Annotated in this window: 3 protein-coding genes; 1 reads left to right on the top strand and 2 read right to left on the bottom strand. The window is 51.7% G+C overall.

The genetic code is table 11. The annotated features are described in order from the left end of the window. Both OGM59_00860 and OGM59_00855 read right to left on the bottom strand, forming a co-directional pair. A complete protein-coding gene (locus OGM59_00860; GenBank protein UYI91048.1) occupies window positions 1-1110 on the bottom strand; it encodes a dockerin type I domain-containing protein in 1110 nt (369 codons plus the stop codon). Between the two features lie 61 nt (window positions 1111-1171). Next, the gene (locus OGM59_00855; protein UYI91047.1) at window positions 1172-7123 is read right to left on the bottom strand and encodes a carboxypeptidase-like regulatory domain-containing protein; all 5952 of its coding nucleotides are present in this window, start codon (window positions 7121-7123) and stop codon (window positions 1172-1174) included. An 890-nt stretch (window positions 7124-8013) separates the two neighbouring features. Here OGM59_00855 and OGM59_00850 point away from each other — a divergent pair. After that, a complete protein-coding gene (locus OGM59_00850; GenBank protein ID UYI91046.1) occupies window positions 8014-15186 on the top strand; it encodes a hypothetical protein in 7173 nt (2390 codons plus the stop codon). Window positions 15187-15384: the final 198 nt, after the last annotated feature.

Here is a 15384-nt window from a genome sequence, read left to right as displayed (position 1 = left end):
TCAATTGTAAATCTCAGCACTCAACATTTTACCAGAGAATGCCTTGTAAATGTTGTAATCAGTACCATTCACGGCACCGTCGTGATTAAAATCACAGGCGCCATTGTATGTACTGTCACTCTTACTCTTACCTGTACATCTCTTATAAACATTGAAGTCTGTGCCATTTATAGCCGAATCTTTCTTGAAGTTGCATACAACCATACCGTAGGTGCCGAGATCCACATCAGTGTCAGCAACCGTGATCTTAATGTCACGGTCATAGCCGTAGGCGTATCTCAGCGTAGCGGTATAAGTACCGGCTGCCAAAGACGGAATAGTAAATACGCCATCCGCGCCGGTAGTTGCCACAACTTCCCCATTGATCAGCACATCACAACCGGGGACGGTAAATGCACTGCCTGCCACCTTGCCGCTGGTATTGGCCAGCGCCAGCACCTTGCCGGTAACGGCATGGCCGGTGGCCGGGGACAGATCCGCTGTCATAGGATACAACGTTGCGGTATAGCCGTCAAAGGCGGTGACCAGTGCATAACAGTCCTGGTCAGCCGTGCCATAATCGGCATAATCCGCATAATCTGCCTCAATAAAGGTTTGGTTCGGGTCCGTATCCAAGGTCACAATCTTTGCAAAGTCCACAGGCGCTTCCGTAGCAACGGTGACCTGCAACTTCAAAAGGAGCTGACCCGCCGCATCAATGGCGGTGGTCGTTGCGGTCTGGTCCACCCTGGTGATAAAACCAAAGTTGATGGTCCCATTCTGCACCAGCACACCGGCGGCGCCAAGGCCCCGCAGCTGATCCGGCATACTGTCCGACAGCAGATCACTGTGACCGTTGACCGTCAGCACAGCCGCGTCATAAGACATGGTGTACTGCATCACGGCAAAGGACTGCATACCGGAAAGCGTAAAGGATACGGTGTAATCCCCGGCAGACAGTGCATTGCCGTCTACCGCCCGGCCCTCGCTGTCCGTAAAGGTACAGGAGAGGTGGGGCTGCTCGGTGCCCAAGGTACCCTGGGCAGCCAGCGGGGTTATAGAGGTTAAGGTCAAAATCAATACAAACGATAAGAAAGCAGCAAGTGTTCTCTTCAGTTTGTTCAATTTCATAATCAAAATCAGTGTGACCCAAGCGGTGCCGAAGCACCGCCCGGGTACTTTAAGTTAGGATTTAGCCGTAGATTGCGTTGCTCAGTGTCTTACCTGTAAATGCCTTATAGATATTGTAGTCTGTACCATTTACAGCGCCATCATGGTTAAAGTCGCATGCTTCGTTATAGGAAGCACTACCCTTAGATTTACCTGTTGACTTCTTGTATGTGTTGTAGTCAGTACCGTTGATTGCTGCATCTTTCTTGAAGTTGCATACAACCATACCGTAGCTGCCCAGATTCACATTGCCGTCTTTCACCTCAATGGTGATGTTACGGTCAAAGCCATACTGGTAGCTGAGCGTTGCCGTGTACTTACCGGCAGCCAAAGACGGAATGGTAAAGGTACCATCCTGACCGGTGGTAGCCACAGTCTCGCCGTTGATGATCACATTACAACCAATGACTGTAAACTTGTCACCAGCAACCTTACCGCTGGTGTTCGCCAGAGCAAGCACCTTACCGGTTACAGCAAAGCCCTCAGAAGGAGCAGTTGTGCCCTCTTCAAGAGAGTTCTCTGCATCAATCAGGTTCTTGTAAGCGGTGAAGCAAGCAGACAGGTTGGCGGTGTAGTTGTCCTTATCAGCCGGAACATAGGTGGCAGCGTCCTTATGGGCGTAGTCGCCGTTACCGGTGGTCGCAACATCTACAGCAGCAGCCAGTGCGTTCACATAGTTGGTCCAGGACTCGTCGGTGTAAACCTTCTCGCCCTTGTTAACCAGCTTGCCGCCCTCAACAGCACCGTACTTCGCGGAAGTCGCGGTGGTGGCGATTGCAGCATTCTTGATGGCATTGCCGTCTGCATCGACTTTACCGGAATCTGTCCAGGTGGTGGTCATTGCGCTGTAAGCGCTGCCGCTGGCGTGAGAAACCTCAGCCTCCACCTTGTCGCCGATATAGCCGCGCTCGGTCACAGTGCCCATGTACAGGCTAAACATACGAACAGCCTCTTCAATCAGCAGAGAAGAAGTGCTGGTGGAGAATGCATAGGTATAATCCGCAGCGTCATTACCGTTGGTGTTTGCCAGGTCAGCAATGGTCTGGTCGATCTGGTTCCAAGCGCAGGTGGCAAGCACCGTCTTGGACTCGTCACTCTTCAGGTAAATATCTGCAGCGTACATCTTTTCAGCATCCTTCGCCACGGATACCATCTTCTGGTACTCGGGCAGATCGAAGTTGGCGTCCGTCATACCGTCACGAATGGAAGAAACATCCGTGAAGATCTGACCGGCAACGGTAACGCTCAGCATCTGCGCACACTGATCCACAGCATAGCGCATCTTGTCTCTTGCCTGCATGGCAAGTGCACGAGTTTCCTCACCATTGTTGACAATGGACTTCTCGGTAACCATGTGCTTCACAGTGAAGTCCTTGCTCACGGCAACGCCATTGGCATTGTAGTAAACGAACTTCGCCTGATTGAAGGTGCCTTCCTTTTCAGCACCGTTGATCGCATAGGGAGCAGCCTCATAAGTGGTGGTATCCCATGCGGTGGCATAAGCCGGGGCGTTCAGGAAGTACCAGGAAGAACCGCTCTTCACAACAACCTGGCCGGTCTTATCCATACCAGCGGTGTAAGCCTGACCACCAACAGTGGTGGAAGTCTTACCGGTTACATCAGCATCGGTCAGAGCCTCCGTGGTGTAATAAGGCTGGCTCATAGCGCTGTCAGCATAGTAATAATTGCCGTCAGTCGTTGCATAAGCAGCCAGAGCTGCAGGCAGCTGATCCAAGGAAGTTACAGGCTTGGTTGCAGGCTCGCCGATCACGGTCTTCACCTCAGAGGTAACAGGCGTCTTCGTGAACGCACTGGACAGCGTGCCGGCAGTGGACAGATTCAGCGGAGACTGGCGGGCCTCAAAGCCGGCAGCCAAAGCAGCGGTTGCTGCATCATAGGTTGCGGAAGAGCCACTGGCCGCATCGTAATCCTTAAAGTCAGAAGGTCTGTAGTTCTTAATGTAGCTGTTCAAAGAATCGTAAGCACTATTGAACTGGCTACGGTTACCATCGTCAGCAACAGTTACTTTCAAGCTACCGGTTGCCGGGTTCTTGTCGCAGAAGAAGCTCAACTTCACTTCTTTCTTGGATACCTGAGAAATATCCGTAGAACCATCATACTTGAACAGATCCAGGGAAGAGGAACTGTCCTTAGACAGAGTCACGGAACCGGTCTGGATGTACAGACCGTCAATGCCGGTTGCACCGGAAACCTTGCCCAGCAAGTTGCTGTAAGCGAAGTCGCCGGAACCGCTCTTCAGATAAACAGCGGTGTAATAACCGTTGCTATCCTTAACAGCTGCAGCCAGCGCTTTGCCGCCGTTCAGCTCGCTCAGCGTGTAAGCGTGGTTCACACGAGATACGCCGTTGGAGGGAACCTGGCTTGCGGCAACGCCCTTGACCCAAGTCTGACCGCCATCGGTGGTGTAGTCTACCTTTTCGTAGTTCAGCACATCACCGGTGAACTTATCAAACGCAGCCATCATGTTGGAATTGTTCACAGTTACGGTCTTGTTGCTAAAGGAATCCTTAACAGAACCGGTGCTGTAAGCAAAAACGCCGTCCAAAGTCTTGTCGGGAGAACCGGCAAGGGTACGGTCATAGCCAAGACGAATCTTGTAGTTCTTCACTGCATCCAGGTTAGAGCTTGCCAGAACAATATCGGTAGGATAGCTTACACGGAACGGCTTCGCGTTCAGGTAAGGGTTACCAAAGTAACCGGTGTTGTTCACGGTAGCCTGGCCATCGGAGGTCTTACCGGAAGAACCATTGGAGAATCTGCCGTCCTGAGAACCGCCCGGATACACAGAATCGGACCAGTTCTTCAGCGGAGTCACAAACTGATAAGTCTTGCAGGTCAGGCCGGTGTAGAGGGCCTGGTTGGTGTTGGTGTCGATAATGTTGTAAGTAACGGTGTAAGTTACTACAGTATCTTCATCAAAACCGCCGTTGGTAACAGTGAAGGAAGCGGACTTCTCAGGAACAACTGTCTTGCTGGAGAAGTCTACGGTGCAAGCACTGTTATCGGAAACCACATTCGTGATCTCAATGTTGTAACGGCCACGAGCAACGAAGTTACCCTCGGCGTTCTTTACCGCACGGTTCAGACCGTAGCAGTTATTGGTAACCGTCAGCGTTGTGGTGGTGGTGTTACCGCCATAGCTGAGGGTCAAGTTGCTGTCTGCCACACGAGCGGAAGCCAGCTTCATGTTATGATCCGCCAAAGTGGTGATCAGGCCGCCGATCAGGCTGTTCACAGCCTGTACGGTGTACATAGCGCCGGGCAGGATCGTATCGGTCTTGCCGCTGTCGCCGCCTACACCGCCGGAGGCTTCATACACATTGTATACCAGGGTACCCAGTACGCCGTAACTGCTGTTGCTGGAAGTACCGGCAAAGGTATCCTTCTGCAGCAGATCGTCGAAGGGATGATCGTTGGTCGCAGCAGCGGGAACCACATTACGGGCTGTGCCGTAGCGGCCGCCGAATACAACGTTCACCAGATCAGCCAATACATTGTAAACAGTGCGGATAATGCCTTCGCTCTTGATGGGCGGTGCGGAAACCATGGTCAGCAGACGGGTTACAAACCCGGTTGCGCCATACTGGCCGTTCGCATCTGCCACACCAATATTCAGCATACCCTGGATCACATCGGTGTAGATCAGCTCTTCGGAATTCAAAGCGCCTTTCTTTGCAGAATCGCCATACTGCAGCACGCCTGCAACAGGCAGCAGCTTGTTGGCGATCACATTGATGTTCTCCCACAGGGAGTTGGACAGCTTCACCAGGCAATTGCCGTTGGTGTCGCAAACGCCCAGAAGATTGGCAATACCCTTGCCATGCTCGCCGTCCTTAAAGGTGTCGGTGCCGGCATAGTAAACAACAACGGAATTCAGCAGATCAAACAGAGAAACGCCGTCATTCAGAGTAGCGGTCTCCGGATTCCACAGGTTGCCGTCCTTGTCGTGCATGATAATATAGGGGCTCATTACATAACCCACAGCATCACGAGCCATCAGCAGCAGATTGTCAATGGTTACATCGTACTTACCGTCTGCGCCCTTCTGCACCAGAGAAGAGTAGTCGTGATCCGGCAGCACATAACCCAGATACAGCTGCAACGCCAGAGCAGCTACGCCCTCTGCATCGTCGCAAGCGTCCAGGTCCTCATTGTGGATGCCCTTCTTGAAGTCGGGGATATTCCGCAGTGCAGAAATTGCAAACGGAATCATCGCGCTCTCCAGATTGGCCTCGGTCAGAGCAGTGCCCTCGCCGTTCTCATGATAGAAAGCGCCGAGAATGTTCGCATCCGTTTGATCACAGATGAACTGCAGCACCTTCAGCATATTGCCAACCAGGGTCTGCGCTACATTGCCGGGATCCTCGGAATTTACCTTCGTCAGACCGCTGGCATCATAGCTCGGCAGGAAGTCCTTTACTGCGGCAACCAGGAAATCATTCAGCGCTGCCAGCATGGAGCTGTAGCTGCTGTAATCATTTGCCATGAATGCCTCAATGTTCTTCATACCGGTCTCAGCAAAGCTGCAGTTCAGGGGGCCGGTTGCCTGTTTAAAGTAGTAAACAGACATGGGGCTGAAACGCAGTTTGTTGAACAGGGTGGTGGAGTCAATATCTCTCCAGGTGTAGGTAGGAGACTTCACCAGGTCACGGCTGTTGTACTTCTCCAGATCCGCCTTGATGTAAGCCAGATAGGAAGCCGCATCCTTGTACTCTTCGCCAAGGGTCTGGCCGGGCTTCAAGTTCTTTGCAGCCTTTTGGCACTCATAAGCGGCCCAAGCCTGCACATCGGCAGCGGCGTAGTTGTTGGCTACATTGCTGTAGTCCCAAGCCGTGTTGTGGGTCGTGGCACCGGTGTACCACATATAGTAATTGTAGTCGTAACCGCCCACACCGGAATTCAACTGGCCCAGCGTATCCTTCAAAGCGGTGTTCCACACCATCTCAAAGGCTTGGAAGCCAAAGTCAAACAGCGTATTTGAGGGCTTCAGCGCCAACTTCTGATCCTGATAACGGAACAGATATACATTACCGATGGCCTCGCCGTTCTTGTCATGATCCTCCTGCGTTACATAATGCAGGTTGGTCGTGTCAATATACGGTGCGGAACCCTTCTCCAGATACTCTGCGTATCTGTCTCGAGAATTGGTACCGTCGGCGTATGTAATCTGTGCGGTAATGTTGCTGAGCAACTGGGTGGAGAGCTTATCAAGCAGGATGGAATCCAGCTTGCTGGTCTCCAGACTGGGATTGTTCCGGATCTGAGCCTTCTCCTCTGCAGTAAACCAACCGGTATTCTCCAGAACCAGCTGCTGAACAATATTATATACCATATTGCTCTGATAGCCGCTGGGCATACCAATCAGGTCACCAATGGTCTTGTAAACATCCAAGAAGCTGCTTACGATACCAAGGCCAAGATCGCCGCGCAGCAATTTCTTTACGATATTGCCGTTGGCGCCTTCAGGACCCCCGTCGGAAGAAATGTTCCGAACCAGCTTCACAATACCGCGTACAATATCGGTAGAGGAAGTTGCGCTGCGGGACATTCCGTTAACTGCGCTCAAATCTACATAGCGGGCATCGCCGGCCAGCAGAAGCAGTGCGGACTTGCTGTTCAGGAAAGAATCCAGATCTTGAACAGTTTTAAGCACCTCATCCACGCTGCCCAGTTTGATGGTGATGCTACCAAGGACGCTCAGGTCGATATTCATCGGTGCGATGTTTGCCTGAGCAAGAGTCAGATCCACAAAGTCCAAAAGGGCTGTGCAGGCCTGCTCATCATTGAGGATGGGCCAACCCAGTGAGTTGAAGTCCAAGTCCTGGTCATGGTACTTCGTGTTTGCCGAAGCATTAGCCGCGGAAGCGACCATAGCACCGGAGAAACAGCTCATCGCCATCAAGACCGCCAAAAAGAGCGCAAGCAACTTGCGGGAAAACTTTTTAGCTTTCACTAATTTTTACCTCCATAGTAATTTGTAATTCTTACGAATAAATGGTTGCGTGTACGCGCCGTCCCATCCTCTGACCATCGGGCAATCCAATATTCAGGATGAAGGCATTGCAGCCGGACGCCATACATTATGAAAATGCGCATAGAAACACATTTATCGCATTCTTATTAAAACACGACGCTCACCAAAAATCAATAAAGAGCCGTGATTTTTCTGATTTTCGGAATATTGCACAATTTGAGCGGCCGTTTTTTGTGCGAACGGACAAATTTAATTTACACGAAATTAACAATTTGTTCATATTTTATCGCTTAGTTAAAAGACAATGCCCATTATTTTGCAAGTTTCGACTTGTAAAGGCCATGTGCTTTACGAGCGATTTTCACACGCAAAGGTGTGCCCCTTTACACCATCGTTTTTTTGGCGTAACGGCGGGAAACTTTCACAAGTTCCACAGGATTTTCCACATTTTTTCCTCCAAAACCGGTGGAATTTCTGTCAACAGATGTCGAATGCAGCAATAACGATAAACGCGCCCTGATCCTCCACGCAAATCCAAGATAAGAATGCAGCGCAGATCCATCGGCCGGGCCAAACTATATAAGTACGCAAAAAAATGTTGCGCCGGAATTTCGCTATAAATCGGGAAATTTTGCCCACCCGTTCACATTTTGTTAAAAAGTTTTCGGAAACCTATTGACTTGCCGTTCTATATTTGGTATAAATATACTGTATTTGTTGTACGCGTGGGTATCCTGCGCCCTTTTAGCAGAGGAATTGTGAACAAATTGTTAACGCAACTTGCAAGCACATCCTCCGCTAAAAGGGTGCGCTGCCCAGGCGAATCCAAAACGACAAGTTCGTCAACATATCAGAAGGAGAGATGAATTATGAAGACGGGCAAAAAGTTACTCAGCCTATTTTTGGCTGTAGTAATGATGGTCACCACCTGCTCTGTCGGGTTCACTGCATTTGCAGCGGACAAAGACAAGGGCATCTGGAAGAACTCCACAAGTGCCGATTCCACCTTTGATGCACTGACGGAACTGGTAGACACCTATGTTCCGGTACTGCTCAATCAGCCGAATATCAAAAAGGCGCTTGAGGAGAAGTTGGGGATGACCGTCACCGACACCACCTCGATCAGTGATCTGATCATGGGTGTGTCTCCCACGCTGCTTAATCTTTTGAGCAGCCCCATGAATAAGGCAGACATCATTGACGGTTACCGGAAAGGGTATTCCGATGTGGCGTATGCCTACCTGGACGAGAAAGATGCGAAGATGAGCTTTTATCAGCTGTTTTCTTTTTGCGTCAACAACATTTCGTCCAGCGACGCAGAACTGGCCAAATGGTGCGAGGACACGCTGAGCGATCTGTCCGCCCTGCTGGAGCAGTTCCCCGAGAAACAGGCTAAGCAGCAGGAAGACCTGAGCGCTGCCTATGACGCACTGAACAAAGTGCTCGAGGTGCTGGGTACTGCTGAAGGCAGCCTAGACACCCTGGAAGACATCCAGAAAGCTACCGTTACCTACAAAGACAAATCGTACAAAGTAGACGACTTGATTGCTCTGGACGATTTCAAGGATGTAGCTAAGTGCTTTGGCACCTTCACCGCCTACTTCGAAGAAGCCGGCAGCAAGAAGAAAGTCAGCACCATGAGCGAAGCGATTTGGTATGTGCTGCTCCAGTATCAGTCCGACAAGGCAAGCAGTGAACTGGCAGAGGCCGCCAAGGCTTATCTGTGCAAGCTGGCCAAAAAGGACTACAACACCATCAAGGATGACGATGCTGCACTGGCAGCCGCTTGCAAGATCGGTGCTGCCGTACTGGCCAACAACGGCGATGACGCCTTTGTTAGCGAGTACTATGCTGCGCAGCTGGATGACGCTACCGTAGCTGCCCTGCGTGCGGACATGAACAAGAATGTGCCCGACGGCAACGCAAAAATCGGTTCCAGCCGTGACACCTTCCAGGCTTACCTGAACGGCGACTATGCAGACAAGGGCATCGCTCCTGTAACCAAGCCGGCAATGGCCACTTACTGGAGCAGTGAGGATCTGGATACGCGTACCGAGGGTATTTACCGCAGAGCGTTGATGGAGAACAGAACTGTCGGCGGCATGTCCCCCGAAGAAGTGATCGCCACCATCAACCAAGATCTGTTAAAGACCTTCTACAGTGGTGAACTGAAAGAGAGCGTTGACGAGGCCGTTGATTTCTACTTTGAGATTACCGACGCCAAGGTTATCTCTAATTCTTGCAGAAAGTATTCTTTCGCGAAATACGGCTTTAAGGATTCCTTTGCTGTTGCTGCTGTAAACAACGCCATCAATCAGTACATGGTACTGCTGGATCCTGAGGATCAGGAAGGCGTAACCATCGCAGGCTTGCACCTCACCGGTAATGCGGTTATGAACGAAGTGGTCTACAAACTGGTAGAGTCCAAGGTTGACCTGAAGGGTGCGCTCACCGATATATGGATGAACCTGTACGAGCACCCGGTTGAAACCATTATGCAGTTGCTGCCTGTTTTGACCGTTGTGATTGACGAAGTGCTGATCCCCATGGTATTCAACCAGGAGGGTGATCCCTTTAATGGTTTCCTGGGCGGTTTGCTGAGCGGTCTGATGGATCAATACGGCCAGAGCGTTGGCAGCCCCGTCGGTTTGGGCGGCGGCCTGAGCTGGGATTTGAACGAGGTTCTGCCCACCCTGATGCACTGGCTGATCGGCGACACCAACTATGACTTTACATACTACAACATCAGCGGTGTTGAGTATGGCAAGGATGCCGACGGCAAAGATGTGATCGTCAGCCAGGTGTATGGTGACCCCACCACCGGCAAGTACGATGACACCAAGACCCCGGTAATCCTGAACATCTATGCAGCCGATAAGGCGCTGCAGGGTGCCAAGGCATCCGGCATTGCCGATGCACTGAAGCTCACCGGCGACGCTGCCACTGCCGTGAATGAGGCTGTGTCCGAGCTGGCCACCTTCTTCACCGCTGCTGTGGATCAGTATGTGGCTGCCTATGGTGAAAAAGACGCCAAGAGTGGCGCCATGACCAAGGAAGAGGGCACCGTTTACAACCACGGCGTCAACAACCTCTTCGTTGCCCTGCCCAAAATTCTGGACATCATGGGCAAGAACTTCATTAAAAAATATGATGTAAAGAGCGCTGACAACACCAAGAAGGCTTCCGACTGGTCTTATAGTGATTACAAGATTAAGAGCGATACCGTTGGCGACAAAGCGTTCTCCTACAACCAATCTTTGGTTAACTTTAAGAACCTGGCAGACGGCGGCAAGCCGGCCAAGATTCTGGACTGCTTTGTAAACATCTTTGTGAACGACTGGTTCAACGCCATCATTGACCTGCTCAATGATGTGACCGCCACCGACAACAAGATCACCACCAACCTGCCCATCATCACCGGTCTGATCCGCGCTATGGGCGGTCTGGGCGAAAAGAGCACCATCAGCGATGTACTCAACGGTGTATTCCAGCTGAAGTACAACGACAAGGCCTCTTTCGTAATGGGCGTGTATAACAAGGAATCCAAGTTTGTTGGTCTGAGCACCGAAAGTGCTTACTTCCTGCTGTCTAACATCGGTCAGCTGGTGAATGTGATCCAGGCCATGGACACCAAGACCAAGAACACCATCGACGTGAGCTTCCCGAAAGTGAACGGCAAGATGGCAAAGATCCAGACCCAGCCCAAGTGGGCAAAGGTACCCAAGACCTCCAGTAAGAGCGGCGCTTCTCTGCTGTCCAATCTGGACTCCGCACTGTCCAAGGTGCTGGAGAACTCCACACTGAACAACTTCAACCTGAACACCACCCCCGGCATCCTGTGCGGTCTGGTAAGCCTTGGTTCTTACATCCTGGGCAGCGACAACACCAACCCGATGCTGAAGATGCTCAATAAGACCTTAAACTTCCTGAACGACGGGGACAAGAAGTCCACCGATACCTCAGACAAGAAGGTTTACACTGAGGATCATCTGACCAATCTGGTGGTTCAGATGTATGTTGCACTGGAGAATGTAATTGATTACTATCTGGTGAACGAGGACGCTCTGGGCCTGAATGTTTTCTACGACGGCAATCAGAAGCTGTACAAGAAGAAGAATAAGGCCGGCAAGCCGGTGTACTACACCAGCAAGACCGGTGCTTACCACTACAACATTTTGGCTGCTGCGCTGAAGGGTCTGATTTCTCCCCACGCAGTGAGCAATCACCTGACCAACAAATCCGCCGCCAAGAAGCTGGCAAGCCTGCCTACCTGGCACAACGCCATTCGCTTGGACAAGAGCACCAGCGGCTGGACCGGCGCCACCAACATTAAGATCAACTGGGGTTTCCGCGCAGGCAACAACACCAAGTTCTTCCAGAACTTCGGCGAGAGCCTGGGCATCATCACCGATCTGATCGGCGTGCTGACCAAGGATGCCGGTTACTATGACGGTGTACTCTACCCCATCTTTAAGGATCTGGAAAAAGCACAGGGCTTTAGCCTGGGCGTGTATGCAAAGGGCAGCGTAAAGGACGGCGCAACCGGCCTGCTTGCCATTCTCACCCCCATCAGCAAGCTGCTGGACGGCTTCTACAGCAAGCCTGTCTCCGTGCTGACCAACCTGCTTAAGGGCCTGTCCATTGTGATGAACAAGGACCTGAACAATGTGGCGACTGCCGCCATTTACCCGCTGTACAAAGAGATCCACGGCGTATCCAACATTCTGAGCGCAAAGGTGTCCAACCTGATGCCCTCTATGGCAAAGAACGACGCATGGTTCTCCGCAATACTGGGCCTGATCTTTAAGACCAATACGGACGACAAGGATCAAAACGCGCAGAATAAGCAGACGATTGCCCTTGTAACCGGCCTGCTGAAGAAGAGCGCAACCAAGGCTGGCTTGGGCATCAACGATGTGACCGTGATCAACGCTGTAAACAGCCAGCTGGCTAACTTTGGCTTTAAGCTGCCCACCGCCCTGTTTAAGGACATTGCAAACTGCAAGAATGCAGAGGCTGTTCTGAAGTACCTGGTCAACCTGGTGGTCGATGTACTGCAAATTCGCCAGATCATTGATTTGCTGAAAGTCGTGATCAACAATCCTTCCATGAGCCAGTTGCTGGATATGCTCAGCCGCCTGACCAAGAAGGATCTGCTGAACATCATCAACGCTGTGATCGCCAAGACCACGGATCCCACCACTGCTTACTGGACCTTCCTCCAGTATGTACAGGAAAAGACCACCGGCTTCTATTATCCCGCCGGTGTGACCGCACAGGACGCCAGCGACGCTGTTGGCGATCTGGACACCATGGTCACCTCCGTGATCGGCCTGCTGGCCGGCCTGGATGTGGTGAAGCAGGATAACCTGAAAGACCTGGTTAGCTCCCTGATCTTCACCAACGCCAACCTGACCAAGCTGGCTTCCACACTGTACGGCGCCATTGATCCTTACAAGGATTACCTGGGCTATGCCGGCATTGATGTGAGCAAGAAGGGTGTAGCAAAGCTCCTGACGGACGGCAGCTACGGCAAGACCTACTCCTCCGCAGCTAAGGCAATCAAAAATGCCAAGAGCTGGAAGAAGCTGGGCAACATCAACTGGGGCTTCACCGATGGCTCCGCAAAGGCACAGCAGGGCTTTGTAAACGGCCTGGCTGCGATCCTGCGTCCGCTGGACGGCGTACTGTCTCTGCTGCTGGCAGGCGACGACTTGGCCGTTGGCCAGATTCTTACCGATTTGGTGAAGAACCTGAACTTCGGTTCCTCTAAGGACACCGTACAGCTGAAGAATGGCAAACTGCGCATTCGCATCAAGGGCTCTGACAAGTATTCCAAGACCTCTGTACTGGAGATCAACCTGTACAAAGTGATCGAGGATGTGAAGTCCCTGAGCATCTATGGCGGCAATGGTTACGAAAGTGCCATCGTTCCGCTGCTGGAGGCACTGGAGTGCCCCAACGTGAAGACCTACAAGCAGTACAAGGCAGACATTAAGAAGTCTACCGACAGCGTACTGACGGATGTGTTGAATCCCATCGTAGGCTTCCTGAACAAGGTACTGGACGCTCCGTTCGATACCCTCACCGCAGTACTGCCCAATGTGGCATACTACATTGATAATAATGGCCTGGCACAGCTCGTCAACAATCTTCTGTCGCCGGTAACATCTCTCCTTCCGGTACTGAAGAAGAACGGCGTAGATGTTGAGGTCATTATCAAGGCTCTGGCCGGCAAGTCACTGAACGACCTGGTTAAGGACGCACTGGGTGTGAACATTCACCTGAATCTGAACCACCTGAACAAGTGCGAGATCCAAAACGCCATCGTTCCGCTGGTGAACAAGCTGCTCAAGTCTAAGAAAATCAACATTCAGTTGCCCAAGATCGACTGGGGCGCCCTGGCAAGCCACGGCACAGTCAGCACGGTCAAGAGCGCTGCAAAGAACAGCGAAGGCTATTATAATAGAAAGCACGTTACTGCAAACCAGGGCGAAACGCTGATCGCCGTGCTCCGCTATGTAGCCAACCTGCTGACCAAGAACATCAGCGGTTTGAAGTCCATTTTGGGCGGTATCGACGCGATCAAGGATTACAAGTCCATCATCAACGCGGTACTTGACCAGATCGGCACCTCCTCCGCAGACCAGATCATCCGTGCGCTGTTCTATCTGCTCCAGGAGAATCCCACCAACGCGTTCTGGAATTACAGCGAATACCAGACCAAGGACTACAAGTTCTCTTATCCCTCCACTGTGGATCAAGACTTCTTGAAGAACATTCCGCCTATGCTGGATGGCCTGATCGGTAGCTTTGCTGATCTGAACAAGCTGATCGCTGGCGCTGCCTTTAAGGACAGCACCATCAATGGCATGATCACCGGCATCGGCAAGGCACTGGACGGTGTGAAGATCAACGACTCCACCAACCTGACCGCCCTGCTGTCCCAGACCGGCATTGACTATTCTACCAAGACCGTTGCCAAGCTGCTCACCGATGAGTCCTATGGCAAGACCTACGCGAATGCGGCTGCCGTAATCGGCTCCGCCTCCTCCTGGTCCAAGGTCAACACCTCCGCTCTTAAGTGGGGCGTAAAGGATAAGGATAGCTTCTTTAATGCACTGGCTGCTGTAATGCGTCCGTTCTACGGCGTATTGGATGTACTGCTGAATGATGCTTCTCTGGGCATCTTCAACATCGTTCATATCCCCGGCTCCAACGGCTACTCTTCCGTGGTCGTTCCGCTGCTGGAGGCATTCGGCTGCTACAACATTAAGACCCAGTATCAGTACAGAGAGGACATCAGCAAGGCCTATGACAACATCCTGTTGGATATTGTCAACTCCCTGTGGGATAAGGTAGAGGACATTCTGAATGCACCGCTGCAGACCCTGATGTCCATGCTGCCCAACCTGGCACTGTTCATTGCCAACGACGGCCTGCTGCAGCTGATCGAGAACCTGTTTACACCGGTTTCCGCTCTGCTGGATGCTTTGAAGCCCATCGTGAATGTGAACACCGTACTGACTCAGGTATTCAAGGCCTTCAAAGTGGATCTGAATGGCTTACTGGCTAAGGTTGGCCTGAAGTTGGATCTGAACATTGACCTGTACGATCTGACCGCTATGCTGAAGCCCATCATCGGCGTGGACAACATTGTTCCCCTGCTGAATCAGGTGCTTGGCATGATCAAGATCAAGGGTAAACCCCTGGGTCTGGAACTGATGGATATTGACTGGTTCCAGCTGGCAAGCCACGGCAAGGTGATGACCGATGCTTCTCAGGCTGCCACCTACGGCACGCGCGTGTTTGTAAAGGGCGACGCCTCTGAGACCTTGATTGCCGTGCTGCGGTACCTGGTTGAAGTTGTCAACTACAAGGACAACTACAACACGGTAGCCAGCTTGGTAGGCTCCCTGATCGGTGGATCTGACAACAGCTCCATTACCGATGTGGTAGGCACCGTGCTGAAAATGCTGAAAGGCAACACCGACGATGTAATCGGCGAACTGTGTAACCTGCTTCAGCAGTTGGGTGGTTAATCCCCCATTCCTAAATGAAAATGGCGTACCTTCGGGTACGCCATTTTTGTTACCCGCCGCCGGACAGGCTCCTGTATATCCTGTATATAATGTATATAATATAGAGCGCCCTTTGGGTGCAGGCTCTCACCTGCCCCGAAGGGCTGCTTTTTTTCGCCAAGTTTTACGGCTTTTTGAATTTTCTTTGCGAAAGCCTTG

This window comes from Oscillospiraceae bacterium (assembly GCA_025757685.1).
GTDB lineage: Bacteria > Bacillota > Clostridia > Oscillospirales > Acutalibacteraceae > CAG-217.
The sequence above is the reverse complement of the archived record's forward strand: the minus strand, read 5'-3'. Positions and strand labels throughout refer to the sequence as shown.